General features: G+C 67.3%; 10 protein-coding genes. 9 read left to right on the top strand and 1 reads right to left on the bottom strand.

What is annotated here, in order from left to right; translation table 11 throughout:
* Positions 1-12,796, bottom strand: a 12,796-nt coding sequence (locus JZZ72_RS24140) for a non-ribosomal peptide synthase/polyketide synthase (RefSeq protein WP_210015280.1), incomplete at its 3' end; no start/stop codon positions are given.
* A 251-nt stretch (positions 12,797-13,047) separates the two neighbouring features.
* Between JZZ72_RS24140 and JZZ72_RS24145 the strand changes: the two genes are divergently transcribed.
* The 9 genes from JZZ72_RS24145 to JZZ72_RS24185 all read left to right on the top strand — a co-directional run bounded on the left by JZZ72_RS24145 (position 13,048) and on the right by JZZ72_RS24185 (position 20,381).
* Complete coding sequence (locus tag JZZ72_RS24145; protein WP_043862414.1) at positions 13,048-14,010, top strand: siderophore-interacting protein; 963 nt, start codon at positions 13,048-13,050, stop codon at positions 14,008-14,010.
* A gap of 198 nt (positions 14,011-14,208) precedes the next feature.
* Complete coding sequence (locus tag JZZ72_RS24150) at positions 14,209-15,408, top strand: PepSY-associated TM helix domain-containing protein (protein ID WP_210015281.1); 1,200 nt, start codon at positions 14,209-14,211, stop codon at positions 15,406-15,408.
* Positions 15,405-15,944, top strand: a complete 540-nt coding sequence (locus tag JZZ72_RS24155; RefSeq protein WP_043862412.1) for a hypothetical protein — start codon at positions 15,405-15,407, stop codon at positions 15,942-15,944. Before JZZ72_RS24150 ends, JZZ72_RS24155 begins: the two co-directional genes overlap by 4 nt.
* On the top strand, positions 15,944-16,282 hold the full coding sequence (locus JZZ72_RS24160) for a hypothetical protein (RefSeq protein ID WP_043862411.1): 339 nt from the start codon (positions 15,944-15,946) through the stop codon (positions 16,280-16,282). Before JZZ72_RS24155 ends, JZZ72_RS24160 begins: the two co-directional genes overlap by 1 nt.
* Positions 16,279-16,857, top strand: coding sequence for a DUF6162 family protein (locus tag JZZ72_RS24165; RefSeq protein ID WP_054915566.1), 579 nt, complete (start codon positions 16,279-16,281; stop codon positions 16,855-16,857). Before JZZ72_RS24160 ends, JZZ72_RS24165 begins: the two co-directional genes overlap by 4 nt.
* Positions 16,858-16,892: 35 nt before the next feature.
* Positions 16,893-17,819: a metal ABC transporter substrate-binding protein gene (locus JZZ72_RS24170; protein ID WP_210015282.1), complete on the top strand. Its 927-nt coding sequence runs from the start codon at positions 16,893-16,895 to the stop codon at positions 17,817-17,819.
* On the top strand, positions 17,816-18,577 hold the full coding sequence (locus tag JZZ72_RS24175; protein WP_210015283.1) for a metal ABC transporter ATP-binding protein: 762 nt from the start codon (positions 17,816-17,818) through the stop codon (positions 18,575-18,577). Before JZZ72_RS24170 ends, JZZ72_RS24175 begins: the two co-directional genes overlap by 4 nt.
* Positions 18,577-19,476, top strand: coding sequence for a metal ABC transporter permease (locus JZZ72_RS24180; protein WP_043862407.1), 900 nt, complete (start codon positions 18,577-18,579; stop codon positions 19,474-19,476). Before JZZ72_RS24175 ends, JZZ72_RS24180 begins: the two co-directional genes overlap by 1 nt.
* The gene (locus JZZ72_RS24185) at positions 19,473-20,381 is read left to right on the top strand and encodes a metal ABC transporter solute-binding protein, Zn/Mn family (RefSeq protein ID WP_043862406.1); all 909 of its coding nucleotides are present in this window, start codon (positions 19,473-19,475) and stop codon (positions 20,379-20,381) included. The genes JZZ72_RS24180 and JZZ72_RS24185 overlap by 4 nt, the downstream gene beginning before the upstream one ends.
* The last annotated feature ends 30 nt before the right edge of the window (positions 20,382-20,411 follow it).

The raw sequence follows: 20,411 nt of genomic DNA on the forward strand, positions 1-20,411 counted from the left end.
GCCATGCAGCGCCGCTCTCGAGGATCACGCGCTCGACCGATGCAGTAACAGGCAACTCCAGGTGCGCCTGGGTCAGCAGCAGCTTGATGCCGCTGTCCTCGATCATGTAGGCCAGACGATCCTGCGGATACTCCGGGTCCAGCGGCACATAGGCGCCGCCGGCCTTGAGAATGCCCAGCACGCCGACCACCATCTCCAGGCTGCGCTCCACCGCCAGGCCGACCAGCACATCCGGCCCCACGCCCTGCTCGCGCAACTTGTGCGCCAGCTGGTTGGCACGCTGGTCGAGCGCGGCATAGCTGAGCGACTGCTCGCCGAAGGCCACCGCGATGGCCTGCGGGGTCCTGTTCGCCTGCGCCGCGATGCGCTGGTGAATGCACGGCCCAGGCGCGTGCTCCGCCTCGACCGGGTTCCACGCCTGCACGATGCGCGCCTGTTCCTGGCCATCCAGCAACGCCAGTTCGGCAATGCGCTGCTGCGGCTGCTCGACGATGCCCTGCAGCAACTGTCGCCAGTGGCTGGCCAGGCGCTGGATGCTCGCCTCGTCGAACAGGGCGGTCGCGTAGTTCAGCGTGGCGCCGAGCCCGTTCGCCTGCTCGACGGTCTCCAGGGTCAGGTCGAACTGTGCAGTGCCCTGCTCCCACGCCAGGCTCTCCACGGTCAGGCCCGGCAAGCTGTGACGCGCGCCCTTGACCTGGCTCTGGTGGCTGTACATCACCTGGAACAACGGCGTGTGGCTGAGGCTGCGCTGGGGATGCAACGCCTCCACCAACTGCTCGAATGGCAGGTCCTGATGGCCCTGCGCGGCCAGCGCCGTGCGCTGTACCTGCTGCAGCAACTGGGCAAAGGTGGTGTGCGAATCGAACTCGGCCTTGAGCACCTGGGTGTTGACGAAGAAGCCGATCAGGCGCTCGGTCTCCAGCCGGGTACGGTTGGCGATCGGCACCCCGACACGAATGTCATCCTGCCCGGTGTAGCGATGCAGCAAGGCCTGGAAGCTGGCCAGCAGCAACATGAACAGCGTCACGCCCTGGGCCTTGGCCAACTGCTCCAGCGCGCTGGCCAGCGAAGGGTCGAGTTCGATGCCCAGGTTGGCCCCGGCATGGCTTTGCGTGGCGGGGCGCGGCCGGTCGGTGGGCAACTCCAGCAACGCCTGGCCACCCGCCAGCTGCGTGGTCCAGTAGGCCAGTTGGCGGGCCTGCTCGCCGGCCTCCATCCACTGGCGCTGCCACACCGCGTAGTCGGCGTACTGGATCGCCAGCGCCGGTAACTGCAGCGGCTGGCCCCGGCGATGGCCTTCGTAGAACTGGATCAGTTCCTCGACCATCACCGGCATCGACCAGCCATCGGAGACGATATGGTGCAAGGTGAGCACCAGCACATGCTCGTCCTCGGCCAGGGCCAGCAGCTTGACGCGCAACAGCGGCCCCTGCTGCAGATCGAACACGCGACGGGTTTCGGCCTCCACCAGCGTCTTGACCCATGCCTGCGCATCGGCACCGGCCGGCACGCCGACGTGCTCGACCTGCAGGGTGAATGGCGCGGGTGCATGGATCACCTGCACCGCCTGACCATCGGCCTGGCTGAAAGTGGTGCGCAAGGTCTCGTGACGTTCGATCAGCGACGTGAAGCTGGCCTGCAGGGCATCGATGTCCAACGCGCCCTTCAGGCTCAGTGCCAGCGGCATGTTGTAGGCCGTGCTGTGGGCATCCAGCTGCCAGAGGAACAGCTGGCGTTGCTGGGCATACGACAGCCGCAGTGGCTGGTTGCGCGCCACGTGCCGGAAGGCCGGCGCCGTGGCACGGCTGGCGCCCTGCACATCGGCGATGAAGTCGGCCAGCAGCGGTGCCTCGAACAGCGCACGCAAGGGCAGTTCGACCTCCAGTTGCTGGCGTAGACGCGACACCACCTGGGTCGCCAGCAGCGAGTGCCCGCCCAGCTCGAAGAAGTTGTCGTTCAAGCCCACCTGCTCGACCTTGAGCACCTGCGCCCAGATCGCCGCCACCTGCTGCTCGAGCACACTGACCGGTGCCACGAACTGCTGCTGCACCTGGCTGGTATCCGGTGCCGGCAGCGCCTTGCGGTCCAGCTTGCCGTTGGGGTTGAGCGGCAACGTGTCGAGGAACACGAAGTACGACGGCACCATGTACTCGGGCAGCATCGCCTTGAGGTGGTCACGCAGCGCACCGCGCAACTCGGCCTGCCCTGCCCCGCTGGCCACCACGTAGGCCGCCAGCTGCTTGCCGCCCAGGCCCTGCACAGCGAGCACCACTGCCTCGCGTACGGCGGCATGCGCCTGCAGCGCGATCTCGATTTCGCCCAGCTCGATACGGAACCCGCGAATCTTGACCTGATGGTCGGTACGCCCGACGTATTCGAGTACCCCGTCGGCACCGTGGCGCGCCAGGTCGCCGCTGCGGTACAGGCGCCCGCCACCCTGCACACTGGTGTCGAACGGATCGGGCAGGAAGGTCGCCGCGGTACGCCTGGCATCGCCCAGATAACCGCGCCCCACACCGATGCCGGCCACGAACAGCTCGCTGATGGCGCCGTTGGGCACCGGGTCGAGGTTGCCGTTGAGCAGGTACAGGCGGTTGTTGTCGGTGGCCACGCCGATCGGCAGGCGAATCCCCGTGGTCGAGGCCGGCAGGACGTTGAACAGCGCCACGTCGTCGGAACACTCGGCCGGGCCATAGGCGTTCACCAGGCCCACCTCGGGATAACGCTGCACCCAGCGCCGCGCCAGCTCCGGCGCCAGCGCCTCGCCGGTGGTCAGCAGCCAGCGCAGCCGACCCAGTTCCTGGCCGGGGCTGCCCAGTTGTTCAAGCTCGTCGAGCATCACCTGCAATAGCGACGGCACGCTCTCGAGCAGGGTGATGCCGCGCTCGCGAACGTAGCTGAGCAACGCCCGCGGGTCATGCGCAATGCGGTTGGGCACGATATCCACCTGCGCGCCGAACAACGGCGCGGCCAGCAGCTGCCAGACCGAAATGTCGAAGCTCTGCGAGGCGGTCTGGGCGATCACGTCCGCGTCGTCCAGTTGCAGGTAAGGCACCTTGCTCAACTGGTTGTTGAGCATGCCGCGCTGCTCCACCTGTACCCCTTTGGGCGTGCCGGTGGAGCCGGAGGTGTAGATCAGGTAGGCCAGCGCCCGCCCGCCCGTATGGCGACCGGGGTAATCGATCGGCACGTCCACCGGCGGCAGTGCATCGTCGATCAGCAGCGTCGCTCGGCGAGCCTCGGGCAGCAGGGCCAGCAGGGTCCGGGCACGGGCCGCGAAGTCGCTGCTGGCCAGCAGTACCGGCGCACCGGCCAGGGCCAGCACCTCGGCCAGGCGCTGGTCGGGCAGTTGCGGGTCCAGCGCCAGGTAGGCGCAGCCGGCCTTGAACACCCCCACGGCCATGCCCAGCAGCTCCAGATTACGCTCGCTGAGCATCGCCACCGGCTGGTCCGGCTTGGCCCCGGCGGCCATCAGTGCCTGCGCCACCCGGCTGGCGTGCGCGTCCAGCTCGCGGTAGGTCCATGCCTGCGCTTCGCAGCGCGCCACCACCTGCTCGGGGTGGGCCGCCAGTTGCGCCTCGAACAGGTTCACATACCCGGCCTCCAGCGGGTATTCGGCGAGGGCCTCGGGCTGTTCATGCACCTTGGCCAGCTCCGGCGCGCCCACCAGGGCCAGCTCGTCGAAGCGACCATGAAAGCCCTCGGCCAGGGCCAGCAGCAGGCGACGGAAGTCTTCCAGCAGCGCGGCAATGGTGGGCTCGTCGAAGTAGCTCTGGTCGTAGGACAGGTGCAGGCCCAGCTCGTCGCCGGGGTAGATCACCACTGTCAGCGGGTAATTGGTGTGGGTTCGCGACGTGGAACCGGCCACGTTGAGCTGCTGCGCATTGCTCAGCACCTTGCTTTCCATCGGCGCGTTTTCATACACCAGCAGGCTGTCGAAGATCGGGTGCCCCGCTTCTACCGCACTGCACGCCTGGATCTGCACCAGCGGCAGGTACTCGTATTCGCGCAGGGTGAAGTTCTTCTCGAACAGGCGCTGCAGCCAGGCCTTCACGCTCAGGTCGTCACCGGCCTGCGGAATGTCCACGCGCAGCGCGATGCTGTTGATGAACAGCCCCACGGTGCTCTGCATCTCCGGGCGATTGACCGGGCGGCCCGCCACCGTCACCCCGAACAGTACGTCGTGCAGGCCGCTGTAGCGGTGCAGCACCAGCGACCAGGCAGCCTGGGCGAAGGTGTTGACGGTGATCTGATTGCGCTGGGCCAGTTCATGCAGCAGGCGCCCCTGCTCGGGTGCCAGGTACACGTAGTTGTCGCCGATGCCGGCCGACTCGCCATCGCCCTTCTTGCGGTCGAACGGCAGCGCGGTGACTTCGCTGAAGTCCTGCAGCTCTTCGCGCCACATTGCCAGCGCGGCCTGCTCGTCCTGTTGCTGCAACCAGCCGATGAAGCTGCCGAAGCGCTCGGCGGCCGGCAGGGTCTGACCGTTGTAGAAGGTGAAGAAGTCTTCGAACAGCTGCGAGTGGCACCAGGCATCCAGCAGGATGTGGTGGTTGCTGAGGATGAACCAGTAATGGTCGGTTTCACGGCGGATCAGACGCACCCAGATCGGCGGCTGCTCCAGCAGCCTGAAGCCCTGGTCGCGCTCCTCGCGCAGCAGCGCCTGCAACGACACCTCCTGCTGCTCAGGCGTCTGCTCGCTCCAGTCCAGGAAGCTCACGCTCAACTGCGCCTGGCGGTGCACGATCTGCAGCATCTGGCCATCACGGTCGAGGCTGAACGAGGTACGCAGCGGTTCGTGACGCTGCGCCACCGCACGCCAGGCCACGGTGAAGCGCTCGAAGTCGATGGGGCTGCGGATGCTCTTGCGCGCCTGCATGAAGTAGATGCCCGAATGCGGGTCCATCAGGGTGTGCAGCAGCATGCCCTGCTGCATCGGTGACAGCGGGTAGATGTCTTCGATATCGCGCGCGGCAACCGGCAACTCGTCCAGGCGTGCCTGGGTCAGGCCGGCAATCGGGAAGTCCGATGGGGTCAGGCCGAAGCTGTCTGGCCGGACGCAATGCGCGATGAGCGCCTTGAGCTCTTCGGCATACGCCTGGGCCAGGGCCTGGATGGTCGGTTCGTCGAACATGCGGCGGCTGAAGCTCCAGCCCAGTTTCAATTCGCCGCCATACACCTGGCCATTGATCGCCAGCCAGTTGCCCAGCGGCGCCTCGGGGCTCTGGTTGGCCCCGGCGTGCTCGCTGGCCGGAGTGAGGAAGGCGTCCTGGCCGTCTTCGGCAAAGTTGCCATCGAACTGGCCCAGGTAGTTGAAGGTGATACGCGGCACCGGCAGCGCGGCCAGTGCTTCGCGGGCCTGCGCGTCACCCAGGTAGCGCAGCGCACCGAAGCCGATGCCTTTGTCCGGCACCGCACGCAACTGTTCCTTGATGCGCTTGATCGAGCCATCGAGGCTGTCGGTGGGGCTCAGCTTGACCGGGAACATGCTGGTGAACCAGCCCACTGTGCGGGTCAGGTCCACGTCATCGAACAGGTCTTCGCGACCATGCCCTTCGAGCTGGATCAGTACCTCATCACGCTCGGTCCAGCGTGCGATCACCCGCGCCAGGGCGGTCAGCAGCAGGTCGTTGACCTGGGTGCGGTAGGCGGCCGGGGCCTGTTGCAGCAACTGGCGGGTAGTGGCCGCGTCGAGCACGGTGTGGGCCGTGGCCAGATGCACGCCCTGCAGCGAACCCTGCGGATGGTCGCACGGCAGTTCGGCGCTGACGCCCGCCAGCTCGGCGGTCCAGTACGCCAGTTGCGGTTGCAGGGTGGCGGCATGGGTTTGCAAACGTTGCGCCCAGGCCTGGGTCGAGCTGGTCTTGGCCGGCAGGGTCACGGCCTGTCCGGCAGCCAGTTGCGTGTAGGCCGTTTGCAGGTCCTCCAGCAGAATGCGCCACGACACGCCATCGACCACCAGGTGGTGGATCGCCAGCAACAGGCGCTGACTGCCATCGGGCAGGGTCGCCAGTACCGCACGCAGCAGTTCACCGCGTTCGAGGTTCAGGCTGCGCTGGGCCTTTTCGCACAGCGCCTGCAACGCCTCGGCGTGTTCTGCCGCAGCCGCCCACACGATGGTCTGTTGCTGGGCCACGGCACCGTAGTGCGCGGCCCATTGGCCGTCGGCCTGGAGGCTGTAGTTCAGGCGCAGCGCATCGTGCTGGGTGGTCAGCGCCTGCAACGCCTGCTCCAGTGTCTGCGCCTGCAATGTCTGGCCGGGCTTGAGCAGCACAGCCTGGTTCCAGTGGTGCTGTTCGGGCATCTGCGCGCCGAAGAAATACTGGTGCACCGGCAGCAGCAGCGCCTGGCCGCTGGCAGCGCCCTGGTCGATCTGGCGGGCCTGCTCGCCCTGGCGCGCCACCGACGCCAGGCCCTGCACGGTCTGATGCTGGAACAGCTCCTTGGGGCTGAAATGGATGCCGGCCTGGCGCGCGCGGCTGACCAGCTGGATGGAGATGATCGAATCGCCGCCCAGTTCGAAAAAGTTGTCGGTAACGCCCACCTGCTCGACCTTGAGCACGCCCGCCCAGAGGGCGGCGAGCTGATGTTCCAGGTCGCTCTGCGGCGCCACGTAGGCCTGTTGCAACAGGCTGGCGTCCGGTTTGGGCAGCGCCTTGCGGTCGAGCTTGCCGTTTGGGGTCAGCGGCAAGGCGTCGAGCACGATCAGGTGCGCCGGTACCATGTAGTCCGGCAGCACTGCTTTGAGGTGTTCACGCAAGGTGTTGCGCAGCTCGGTGTGCTGCTGCGCATCCGGCGCGGCCACGGGCACCAGGTAGCCGGCCAGCTGTTTGCCGCTGGGGCCGGGGATGTCGACGACCACCGCTTCGCGCACCTGCGGGTGCCCCTGCAGACGGGCCTCGATCTCGCCCAGCTCGATACGAAAGCCGCGAATCTTGACCTGATAGTCGATGCGCCCCAGGTAGTCGACCAGGCCGTCGGCGCGCACCCGCGTGAGGTCGCCACTGCGGTACACGCGCGTGCCGTCGGCGGCGAACGGGTCGGGTACGAAGCGTTCGGCGGTCAGGCCGGGGCGGTCCAGGTAACCGCGTGCCACGCCCTGCCCGCCCAGGTACAGCTCACCGGCAAGGCCGTTGGGCAAAAGGTTCAGCTCGGCGTCCAGCACATAGGCCGTGCGGCGCCCCACCAGGCTGCCGATGGGCGCGTAGGCGGCGCCACAGGTATCGCCTTCACGGGCCTTCCACAGCAGCGGCGTTACCACTGTTTCGGTCGGGCCGTAGCCGTTGACGATGTACTGCGGGCGCAACACACGCCAAGCCAGTGCATAGCTCGCCTGCGGCACGGCATCGCCGCCAAAGCAGTAGATGCGCACGGCCGGCGGGTTGCCGGCCTGTTCGACATGCTCGGCCACCTGCTGCAGGTATACCGGCGGCAGCGCAGTGACAGTCACGCCCTGCTCGCGCATCACCTGGCAGGCCTGCTCCGGCGACCACAGCTCGTCGCCGCGCAGCAGCAGGCGGGCGCCGTGGCTCAGGGCGGTCAGCCAACGCTCGTGGGCACCGTCGAAGGCCAGCGACATGAACTGCAGCTCGCAGTCGCGCGGGGTCATTTCATAGCGCTCGCCGATGGCCAGCACGTGCGCCACCAGCGGGCCATGCGCCACCGCCACGCCCTTGGGCTGGCCGGTGGAACCGGAGGTGTAGATCACGTAGGCCAGGTTGCCTTCGTTCAGCGCCACCTGCGGCGTGGTGTCGGCCCGCTCCTGCCAGGCCTGGGGCTGGTCCACCAGCAAGGTCGCCATCGCGCCGGGCAGCGCCAGCTGGTCGAGCACGTCGTGCTGGGTCAGCACCAGTGCAGCCTTGCAGTCCTCGATCATGTAGTGCAGACGGTCCTGCGGGTAGGCCACGTCCAGCGGCACATAAGCACCCCCGGCCTTGAGCACCGCCAGCAGGGCCACCACGGTGTCGACCGAGCGGCGCAACGCCACGGCCACGCGCACCTCGGGGCCTACGCCCAGTTCAATCAGGTGATGCGCCAGGCGATTGGACTGGGCGTTCAGTTGCGCGTAGGTCAACTGGCGCCCTTCGCAGAGCACCGCCACCGCGTTCGGCGTCAGTGTCGCGTGGTCTGCGATCAACTGGTGAACCTGGCGCTGGCTCGACTGCTGGCCGGGCTGCCACTGGCCGAGGATCTGCCGGCGCTCGTCGGCGCCCAGCAGGCTCAGTTGCGCCAGGCGCTGACGCGGGGCCTGGCAGATGCCTTCGAGCAGGTTCTGCCAGTGCGCGGCCATGCGCTGGATGCGCGCGGCGTCGAACAGGTCGGTGCAATAGTTGAAGGTGGCCACCAGCCCGCTGGCGCGCTCGAAGGTGTTGAGCGAGATATCGAAATGCGCGGTCTGCTCGACCAGGTCGATTTCCTCGACGTGCAGGCCGTGCAGGCTGTCGGCCGAGACCTGGCCGCCAACGTCGCGCAGGTGGTTGTACATCACCTGGAACAGCGGGTTGTAACCCAGCCCGCGCTCGGGCTTGAGTTCATCGACCAGTGCGTCGAACGGTACGTCCTTGTTGGCCTGGGCCTGCAAGGCAGTGTCCTTGACGGCCTCCAGCAACTGGCTGAAGGTCAGCGCCGGGTCGATGCCCACCCGCGCCACCAGGGTGTTGACGAAGAAGCCGATCAGCCCTTCGAGCTCCAGGCGATTGCGGTTGGTGACCGGGATACCGATGTTGACCTTGGGCTTGCCGCTGTAGCGTGACAGGACGATGGCAAACGCCGCCAGCAATACGTGGAACAGCGTGGCGTTGTGCTGCACCGCCAGTTCGCGCAGGCCGCTGGCCAGCGTGTCCGGCAGGCGGATGTCGATACGCCCGCCCTGATGGCTCTGCTCCTTGGGTCGGCTACGGTCGGCCGGCAGTTCGAGCACCGCGAAGTCATCTTCGAGCTGGTCCTTCCAGTACTCGAGCTGGGCCTGTTGCAGCCCCTGGGCCAGACGCTTGCGCTGCCAGGCGGCGTAGTCGGCGTACTGCACCGGCAGCGCCTCCAGGTGCAGCGGCTCGCCGCGCACACGGGCGTTGTAGGCGTTCGCCAGCTCGCGCATCATCACCCCCATCGACCAGCCGTCGGAGACGATGTGGTGCAGCATCAGGCCCAGCACATGCTCGTCACCGGCGCACTTGAACAGGCTGACGCGCAGCAGCGGGCCGTGCGCCAGGTCGAACGGGGTGGCGGCCTCTTCGTCCAGGCGCTGCATCAGTGCCTGTACAGGCTCGGCGCTGAGGTCGTGAATCGCGATGGCCAGCGGCGCAGGCGGCAATACGCGCTGCCACGGCATGCCGTCGCGCTCGTCGAACACGCTGCGCAGCGACTCGTGGCGACCCACCAGCGAATCGAAGGCCGACTGCAGGGCCGACAGGTCCAGCGCGCCGTGCAGACGCACAGCCAGCGGCGTGTTGTAGGCCGCGCTGTGCGGGTGCAGCTTCCAGAACAGCCACTGGCGGTACTGGGCATGCGAAACCGCCAGCGGCGCGCTGCGGTCCAGTACCTCGAAGTCGGCTTGCGTTACCGGCGCCAGGGCTTGCGCCACGTCGGTGAAGGCCAGCAGGTCGGCGCTGTCGAACAGCGCGCGCAGCGGGATATCCAGGCCCAGTTGCTTGCGCACCCGCGAGACCACCTGGGTGGCCAGCAGCGAGTGTCCGCCCAGGGCGAAGAAGTTGTCGTCCAGGCCCACCTGATCCATGTGCAGTACTTCGGCCCAGATCTGTGCCACCACTGCCTGCAATGGTGTCTGCGGCGCACGGTAGGTAGTCTGTGCCGCTGCCGGCTGCGGCAGGGCCTTGAGGTCGAGCTTGCCGTTGGCGGTCACCGGCAGGCGTTCGAGCAACGACAGGTGGGTGGGCACCATGTGTTCGGGCAGGGCCTGCTTGAGCGCGGTGCGGCTGGCATCGAGCAGGGCCTGCTGCGCGGCATCGCCGTGTGGCGCGTCAACCGGCACCAGGTAAGCGGCCAGTTGCTGCGCCTGGCCCTCGCCCACCACACGCACCACGGCAGCACGAATGCCGGGCAACTCGCGCACGCGACTCTCGATTTCTGCCAGTTCCACACGATAACCGCGAATCTTGACCTGACCGTCCATACGCCCGGCGAACAGCAGTTGCCCCAGGCCGTTGCGACGCACCCAGTCGCCGGTGCGGTACAGGCGCCCGCCGGCAGCGTCATCCGGGTCGGGTACAAAGCGTTCGGCGGTCAGCCCGGCACGCCCCAGGTACCCCCGGGCCAGCCCGGCCCCGGCGATGTACAGCTCGCCTCGCGCCGCGCCTGGCACCTGCTGCAGGCAAGCATCGAGCACCTTCACGCGAAGGTTGTCCAGCGGCGTGCCCAGCACCGGCTGGCCATCCATTGCATGGGTCAGCACACCCACGGTGGTTTCGGTGGGGCCGTAATGGTTGATCACCGCAAGCGTCGGGGCCAGCCCCGCGATGCGTTGCAGCAGAGCAGGCGTGCAGGCTTCGCCGCCGAGGATCAGGCACTGGCGGGGCAACGCTGCTGAACCTGCAGGCAGCATGGCCTCCAGGTGCGAAGGCACGATCTTCAGCGCATCCACCGCGTGCTCGTGCAGGTAGCGGGCGAAAGCGTCGGCATCCAGCACCGTCTGCTTGTCCAGCAGATGCAGGGTCTTGCCGCTGCACAGTGCACCGAACAGCACGGTGTGGCCCAGGTCGGCGGCAGGCGTGGTAACCATCGCCAGGCTCCGGATGGCCTGCATCGGCAGGCGTCGACCGACCCCGCGCACGTAGTTGGCCAGCGCGCCATGGCTGATGCCGACACCCTTGGGCCTGCCGGTGGTGCCGGAGGTGTAGATCACATAGGCCAGGTTGTCCGGCGCGACCGCCACTACCGGCGCGGCAGCGTCGGGGTACACGGCATCGGCGTGCATCAGGTGTACCTGCACCGGCAATGTTTCGGCCCAGGTCGAAGCGGCCAGCACCACGCGCACGTTGCTGTCAGCCAGCATGAAGTCGAGCCGCTCGCGCGGCTGCTCGGGCTCCAGTGGCAGGTAGGCGGCGCCTGCCTTGAGCACAGCCAGGATGGCCACCAGCATGTCGATGGAGCGGTCGGCAACCACGCCGACCCGCTCGTCCACCTGCACCCCGGCCTGGCGCAACGCCGCAGCCAGTGCGTCGCTGCGCTGGCACAGAGTGGCATAGGTGATCTGCCGACCGGCGCTGATGGCCGCGATGCCCTGCGCAGTGGCTGCGCCCGCCTGCTCGATCAGATGATGGATGCAGGTGCCGTCCAGCGCGAGGGCCGGCGTGTCGATGTGCGGGGTACCGGCGACCAGCAGCGGCAGCTCACCGACGGCACACGACGCGTCCGCCACCAGGCCTTGCAGCAATTGCACCCAATGCTCGCCCATGGCGACGATGGTGGCCGCATCGAACAGGTCCAGCGCATAGGTGAAGGTGGCGTGCAGGCGACCGGCGCTTTCGTAGGTGTCCAGCGCCAGGTCGAAACGCGCGCTGTGCTTGTCCAGCGCGACCTTCTCCAGGGCCAGGCCCGAGCGGGTGGTGATCTGCGCGGCATCGGCGATGTTGGCCTGGTGGTTGAACAGCACCTGGAACAGCGCGCCCTGGTTGGCGCTGCGTGGCAGATCAAGCGCTTCGACCAGGCGCTCGAACGGCAGGTCCTGATGAGCCTGGGCGCCGACAGCGGTGTGCTTGATGCGCTGCACCAGCTCGGCCACGTCGATCAGCGGGTCGATATCGGTGTGCAGCACCTGGGTATTGATGAAACAGCCGATCAGGCCCTCGACCTCGGCGCGGTTGCGGTTGGCCACCGGCACCCCGACGCGGATCGCGCGCTGGCCGCTGTAGCGTTGCAGCAGCAGCTTGAAGCCGCCCAGCAACACCATGAACAGCGTTGCGCCCTGGGCGCGGGCGAGGCTGCGCAACTGCTCGGCCAGCGCCGGCTGCACTTCGAAGGCATGTCGCGCCCCGCGCTGAGTCGGTATGGCCGGACGCAGGTGGTCGAACGGCAGCGCCAGCGGCGCATGGTCGTCACCGAGCTTTTCGCGCCAGTAGCCAAGCTGGCGTTCCTGCTCGCCGGCCTCCAGCCAGCTGCGTTGCCACAGCGCGTAGTCGCGGTACTGGATCGGCAGCTCGGGCAGGGCCGCTTCGCCCGAACTGCTGGCGGCGTCGTAAAGGCGGATGAACTCGTCGATCAGCACGTTCAGCGACCAGCCGTCGGCGACGATGTGGTGCAGGGTCAGCAGCAGCACGTGCTCGCACGCGTCGAGCCTGAGCAGTTGCACGCGCAGCAGCGGACCGTTGCCCAGGTCGAAGGGGCTGCCGGCATCGGACTCGACCCGTGCGCCGACTTGTGTTTCGCGGTCTGCGGGTGCGAGATGGCTCAGGTCATGGGTGACGATCGTGACCGGTGTGGGCGGCAGAACGCGCTGACGGACCTGCCCGCCGCCCTGTTCGAACAGCGTGCGCAGGGTTTCATGGCGAGCCACCAGCGCATCGAAGGCCTGTTGCAGGGCATGGTTGTCGAGTTCACCCTTGAGGCGCACGGCCATCGGCAGGTTGTAGGCGGCGCCTTGCGGGTCGAGCTGCCACAGGAACCACATGCGCCCTTGCGCGTAGGACAGGCCGTCGCGCTCGCTGCTGGTGGCGTTGGCCGGGATCGGGAACTGCGAGAAATCGACGCCCTCCTTGCGCAGTGCTTCCAGGAACAGCGGACGCTTTTCGGTTGGCAGTTCAATAAAGCGGCGAGCGAGTTTCAGCGAGTCTTGGGCATTCATGCAATGCGTCCTTGTCGATAGGATGCGGGACCACAAGGTCCAGTCGTACCCACAAGAACGAAGCAGGTGCAGGGTGATTTAGGCTGTGAAAGCGCCGGCGCATGCGTTGGCCAGCAAGGCTGGCGCCTGCATAGCGTGCACACGGCACATGCAACGTGCCGGGGCCTGCGGAACTGGAGTGGCCAGCCCCCTAATTTCCCCCCGTCTTCCCTCGTCTCCAAAGAGAACCCGCTGCAAGAAAGGCCTATGCCATGTCCACCGCCTCCTCCCTGACCCGCGCCGTCGGGCGCGGCCTGCGCAAGCTGGCCGGCGCACAGCCCGAGCGCGCCTACCGCCTGTTCGATGTCACCCTCAAGCAACGCATCCAACTGAGCCCGTCGCTGAGCCGCCTGGTGTTCACCGGCCCGGACGTGGCCCGGATGCACACCCTGGCTGCCGATCAACGGGTCAAGCTGTTCTTCCCCGCCGCCGACGGCAGCCCGCCCGAACTGCCCAACGACCTGCACTGGAACGAAGCCCGCCGCGCCCTGGCCGAGGCCAGCCGCCCGCCCATGCGCACCTACACCATCCGTGCCCTGCGCCGCGAACAGGCCGAGGTGGATATCGATTTCGTACTGCACGGGGTCAACGGCCCCGCCTCGGCCTGGGCCACCCACGCCCGCACAGGCGACCGTCTGCAGATCCTGGCACCCAACCTGGCCTTCGCCGGCGACCCCGGGGGCTACGAATGGAACCCGCCCGCCGGGGTGCGCAACATTCTGCTGGTGGGCGATGAAACCGCCTTGCCAGCCATTGCCGGCATTCTCGAAACCCTCGCCGGGCAAGATGACCCGCCCCAGGTCGAAGCCTATGTCGAGGTGCCGCTGCAACAGGACTGCCTGGCCCTGCGCTGCAATGCCAGCACCACCTTGCACTGGCTGCCACGCGACCAGCAACAGCGCATCCAGGGCCAGGCCATGGTGCACGCGGTAACCCAGCTGGCCACCCTGCCCGCCAGACGCCCGCCCGCCGACACGCGCCTCGAGGAGGTGGACATCGACCAGCAGATCCTCTGGGAACGTGCCAGCGCCAGCCACCAGAGCTTCTACGCCTGGGTGGCCGGGGAATCGGCTGCGGTGATGCAGATCCGGCGCTTTCTGATCAACGAACAGGGCCTGGACCGCAACGCGCTGACCCTGATGGGCTACTGGCGCGCCGGGCGCACGTTCGAGTAGGACCGCAGGCGTTTTCCAGGGCTCCGGGCGGCAGGCCGGGAGCCTTGGAAACATTTGCTTGCATTTTTTAGTGCAGGATTTCTGCTTCTCATTCGTCCTAACAATTACCACTGCACCCTTTCGAGCGAGCCTGAGCCCAGACACCCCGTGCTCCGGAACCTCATGCTCACCACACTCCGAATCGAAGTTGCCTGCCCAATGTCGAAAAAGTCACGTTCAAAACTCTGGTTTCTGGTCCACAGCTGGCTAGCCCTGCCGATCTGGTTCTTCGTGCTGATCGTCTGCTTCACCGGGACGCTGGCCGTGGTCAGCCAGGAAATCGTCTGGCTGGCGCAGCCCGAGGTCCGCGCCTCCAAACCCGACGGCGACCCGCCGATGCTGGGCTTCGACCAGGTGCGCGCCGCCGTCGAGGCCGCGCAGCCGGGGGTGTATGTCAGCACCATCGTGCGCCCGGACGAATCGCATTTCGCCCTGACCGTCAGCGTCACCTACCCCGACTCGCGCTCCACCACGCTCTACGTCAACCCGTACACCGGGGTGGTCCAGGGCGAGGCGGCACAGTTCAACTTCCAGGCCTTTACCCGCGCCCTGCACGGCTGGTGGCTGGTGCCGTTCACCAATGGCTACAGCTGGGGCTGGTACCTGGTGTCGCTGCTGGGGCTGCCGATGCTGGCCTCGCTGGTCACCGGGCTGGTGGTGTACAAGCGCTTCTGGAAGGGCTTTCTCAAGCCGACCCTGCGCCTGAAGCACGGTGCGCGGATTTTCTGGGGCGACTTCCACCGCCTGAGCGGGATCTGGTCGATCTGGTTCATCGCGGTCATCTCGATCACCGGCACCTGGTTCCTGATCCAGGCGATTCTGTTCGACAACCAGATCTCGATTTCCAGCAACCAGGTGCTGCCGGTGATCGCCCGCGAGAACGTGCCCACCGCGCCCGCCGGCCAGCCGGCCCCGGTGCTGAGCCTGGATGCCATCGAAAAGATCGCCATCGACAAGATCCCGGGGCTGGACGTGAGCTTCATCAGCCTGCCGAGCAACGCCTACAGCCACACCGAAGTGGGTGGGCGCAGCTGGTACCCGCTGATGTTCCAGACCGCATCGGTCAACCCCTACAGTGGCGTGGTCGAGGCCCATGAGCTGCTGTCCGACCGCAGCAAGCTCGAATTCGTCACCGAGTCGATGCGCCCGTTGCATACCGGTGATTTCGGCGGCATCTGGATCAAGCTGATCTGGTTCGTGTTCGGCCTGCTGCTGAGCATGATGGTGCTCAGCGGCCTGCTGATCTGGACCAAGCGCACCGCCATCGCCACCGCCGCTGCGCTCAAGCGCAGCGAAAAGCCCGCCCGCGCCAAGCGCGCCGCCGCTGCCATCCCTACCCCTTCGGAGAGCCAGGCATGAACACGGCAACCGCTGTACAACCGCCGTCGCGCCTGCGTCAGTTCTGGCTGAAGTGGCGCTTTCACATCAACGTCCTGCTGTTGCTGGTACCGCTGGGTTTCATGCCCAAGTACTTCGCCGATGTGGCCTTGTTTCGCGGCGACGTGGGCCTGGGCGAACGCGAGGTCGGCGATATACAGGTCGGCCCCTGGAGCCTGAAGCTGGCCGAGCTGCGCAACGAGGCACCGCGCCTGGATGGCGCAGCCGGCTACATGAAGAGCTTCAACGCCAGCCTGTGCGAAGCCTGTATCCCACAGGTCAAGGCCACCTACCTGCGTATCGGCAAGCCGCGCAGCCTGCGCGCCGCCGGCGGGATCTTCTTCGGTTCCCCTTACCGCATGGGCGCCACGGTGCCGGTGCCGCTCAAGACCAGCCCCGACGCCGAACTGTGGGTGACCATGGAAGGCTGGGACGGCAGCATGCACCAGGGTTCGGTCCCGCTCAGCAAGGCCTCGCCAAGCACTGTCGCCTGGCTTCAAAAACAAGGAGGCAAATGATGCCTGTTTCTGACCTGCTGCGTCGCCTGGGTGGCGCGGCACTACTCACTTCGCTCGCCACCTTCAGCAACCTGGCGCTGGCCCACAACCCGATCTGCGAATGCAAGCAGATCGAAGGCGGCCAGATCCAGTGCACCGGCGGCTTTTCCGACGGCAGCGGCGCCCCCGGCGTAACCCTCGACGTGATCGGCTACGACGAAAGCATCCTGGTGCCCGGCAAGCTGGGCGAAGACTCCAAGCTCACCTTCAAGCGCCCCGATGCCGAGTTCTACGTGCTGTTCGACGCAGGCCCCGGTCATGTGGTGGAAATCGACCAGGCCGACATCGAGGCACCATGAGCACCCCGACCACGACCCAGACCATCCGCCCGGCCGGTGCCGGCCATGAAACGCTGTACGTGCTGCTGTTCTGCGCCCTGGTGCTGCTGGTGGCCGGCGCGGTGGTCAGCTGGCGCGGCGAAACCACCGAAACCAGCGAAGTGGCGGCCCATCAGTTCGATGCGCGCCGCGACCTCACGGCCGGCGAGCAAGGGGTATACGCCGACCTGCGGGTTACCCTGGAGGAGATCCAGCTGCGTCAGCAGGAAGAACAGCGCCTGCCCACCCCGGCCGAGCTGGATGCCGAGGGCTACGCCCCGTTCGCCCGCGACGCCAGCGCCGTGAGCCGTGGCGGCCACACCTGGCAGTTGCTCGAAGGCGGCGCCTACCTGGGGCTCAGCCAGGCCAGCGAAGTGGCCGGCTCGTTCCTGATGCGCCTGGGCGCACAGCCCGACAGCCCGGCCGATATCTGGCTCAACCGCAGCACCGACCTCACCGCCCCCCACGACCTCAGCGACGCCGCCTTGAGCGCTGCGGGCTGGCAACAGGTCGTCGCGCAATTCGATGCCGGGGTCACTCGCCAGCATCGGCACTGAACCCACGGATACACCTGAGAGAAGACCGCCTGCCCATGTCTATTTCATCGTTTCTGGTCAACCGCCGACGCATCCTGGCCGGCGTGCTCGCCCTGTGCCTGACGCCCCTGGCGCACGCCGAAGAGGCCAAGCGCCTGCGTATCGGCATCACCCTGCACCCCTACTACAGCTACGTGGCCAACATCGTCGGCGACAAGGCCGAGGTGGTGCCGCTGATTCCGGCAGGCTTCAACCCGCACGCCTACGAGCCACGCGCCGAGGACATCAAGCGCATCGGCACGCTGGACGTGGTGGTGCTCAACGGCGTGGGGCATGACGATTTTGCCGACCGCATGATCGAGGCCAGCGAAAAGCCTGGCGTGGCCACCATCGAGGCCAACGCCAACGTGCCGCTGCTGGCGGCCACCGGCATCGCCGCACGCGGCGCGGGCAAGGTGGTCAACCCGCACACCTTCCTGTCGATCAGCGCCTCGATCGCCCAGGTCAACAACATCGCCCGCGAGCTGGGCAAGCTCGACCCGGCCAACGCCAAGGCCTACACCGCCAATGCCCGCGCCTATGGCAAGCGCCTGCGCCAGCTGCGTGCCGAGGCCCTGGCCAAGCTCACCAGCGCGCCCAATGCCGACCTGCGCGTGGCCACCGTGCACGCGGCCTACGACTACCTGCTGCGTGAATTCGGCCTGGAAGTCACCGCCGTGGTCGAGCCCGCCCATGGCATCGAACCGAGCCCCAGCCAGCTGAAGAAGACCATCAACCAGCTGCGCGACCTGGACGTGAAGGTGATCTTCTCGGAGCTCGACTTCCCGTCCACCTATGTGGACACCATCCAGCGTGAGTCCGGCGTGCGCCTGTACCCGCTGTCGCACATCTCCTACGGCGACTACAGCGCCGAAAAGTACGAAAAGGAGATGACCAGCAACCTCGATACCGTGGTGCGCGCGATCCAGGAGGCCGGGGCATGAGCGCCATCGAGCCGATCACCCTTGCCAGCCAGGGCCCCGGCGTGGAGTTCGACGCCGTTGGCCTGACCCTGGGCCGCACCACCATCCTCGACCAGGTGAGCTTCAAGGTGCGCCCTGGCAGCGTGCATGCGCTGGTGGGGCCCAACGGCGGCGGCAAGAGTTCGCTGATCAAGACCCTGCTCGGCCAGATGCCCCACCACGGCCGTCTGAACCTGCACTGGGCCGGCGCCCCCGGTTGCATCGGCTACGTGCCGCAGGCCCTGGAATTCGACCGTGGCCTGCCGATGACCGTGGACGACTTCATGGCCGCCATGTGCCAGCGCCGCCCGGCGTTCCTGGGGCTGTCGCGCCACTACGCGGCGAGCATCGCCCAGGCGCTGGAGCGCGTGGGCATGCAGGACAAGCGCAAGCGGCGCATGGGCGCCCTCTCCGGCGGCGAGCGTCAGCGCGTGCTGCTGGCCCAGGGGCTGATTCCGGCGCCGCAACTGCTGGTGCTGGACGAACCGATGTCGGCGCTGGATGAAGCCGGCATCCGCATCTTCGAACAACTGCTGCTGGACTGGCGCGCCAGCGGCACCACCGTGCTGTGGATCGAACACGACCTGGAGGCGGTGAAACGCCTGGCTGATCACGTCACCGGCCTCAACCGGCGCATCCTGTTCGACGCGCCGCCCGAGCAGGCCCTGCGCCCGGAGGCGCTGCTGCAACTGTTTTCCACCCACCCGCGCAGCGCTGCGGCGACCGGGAGCCACGCCTGATGAACTATGAAGAATTTCGCCTGATGATCCAGGGCCTGGCGTCCTCGGGCTACCTGCCCGAAGCCCTGGCCTATGGCTTCGTGGTCAACGCGCTGCTCGCCGGCCTGCTGATCGGGCCGGTGCTGGGCGGGCTGGGCACGCTGGTGGTGGTCAAGCGCTTTGCGTTCTTCTCCGAGGCGGTGGGCCACGCGGCCCTGACCGGGGTGGCCATCGGCATCCTGCTCGGCGAACCCTATACCGGCCCCTACGGCAGCCTGTTCGGCTATTGCCTGCTGTTCGGCGTGCTGCTCAACTACCTGCGCAACCGCACCGGGCTGGCCCCGGACACCCTGATCGGGGTGTTCCTGTCGGTGTCGCTGGCGCTGGGCGCAAGCCTGCTGCTGATACTGGCGGGCAAGATCAACGTGCACATCCTGGAGAACGTGCTGTTCGGCTCGGTGCTGACGGTCAACGGCAACGACCTGCTGGTGCTGGCCATCGTCGGCGCGCTGGTGCTGGGCCTGAGCCTGCCGCTGTACAACCGCATCATGCTGGCCAGCTTCAACCCGCAGCTGGCGGCAGTGCGCGGGGTGGCAGTGAAGACCCTGGACTACCTGTTCGTGGTGCTGGTGACGCTGATCACCGTGGCCGCGGTGAAGGTCATCGGCGCGATCCTGGTGGGCGCACTGCTGGTGATCCCGGCCGCTGCCGCCCGCCTGCTGAGCCAGTCGCTCAAGGGTTTTTTCTGGACCTCGGTGGTGATCGCCACCCTCAGCACCCTGAGCGGCATCCTGCTGCCGATCGTGTTCGACCTGCCGCTGCCCTCGGGCGCCGCGATCATCCTGGTCGCCGGCATGGCCTTCGCCCTGGCCGCCATCGCCCGTGGCACCCTGCCCAGCCTGAAAGGAAACATCGGATGAAGCCGACATTTCGCCAACTGACCCTGGTACTGGCCCTGAGCGGCGCCTTCAGTGTTGCCGCACAGGCCGCCGAAGCCGCGCGCCCGGTGCAGGTACTGGCGTCCCTGCCCATCACCTACGGCCTTGGCCAGTTGCTGCTCGACGGCAGCGAGGTGAAGCTGCAACGCGCCGCCGCGGCCAACCTGCCCGGCTCGCGCCAGACCGCCTACTTCAGTGGGCGTGGGGCGCCGGCCCTGCAGAAGCTGGCCGTGAACGCCGATGCGGTGATCGGCCTGCGCTCGGTATGGGCGGACGACCCGCTGTACCCGATGGCGCGGCGCAGCAATATCCGCATCGTTGAAGTGGATGCCGCACGCCCGGTGGATGGCAGCCTGCCCGGCATTGCGGTGCAGCCGGGGGCGCCAAAGGACGGCCTGAACAGCCAGCCGTGGCTGTCGAGCAACAACCTGGGGCGCATGGCCGACGTGACCGCCGCCGACCTGGTGCGCCTGGCGCCGGCCGCCAAGCCGAAAATCGAGGCCAACCTGGCCACGCTCAAGCAGCAGTTGCTCAAGCTCAGTGCCGACAGCGAAGCGCGCCTGGGCGAAGTCGACAACCTCAGCGTGGTAAGCCTGTCGGAGCGCTTCGGTTACCTGATCGGCGGGCTGAACCTGGAGCAGGTGGCCTACAGCGTACCCGCCGAAGACCAGTGGACCCCCGAGGCACTGCAACAGCTGACCGCCCTGCTCAAGGACAACGACGTGGCGCTGGTGCTCGACCACCGCCAACCGAGCGAGGCGGTAGCTGCGGCAGTCGCCAAGGCCGGCAGCCGCCTGCTGGTGCTGGAGGGCGGCGGCGAAAACCCGGTGAGCGAACTGCAGGGCAGTATCGATGAAGTGATCAAGGCACTCGCCGCGAAGGCCTGAAGGTCGGCAAAAAAAAAGCCCCAGTGCGCA

It is taken from the genome of Pseudomonas palmensis (assembly GCF_017848315.1).
Classification (GTDB): Bacteria; Pseudomonadota; Gammaproteobacteria; order Pseudomonadales; family Pseudomonadaceae; genus Aquipseudomonas; species Aquipseudomonas palmensis.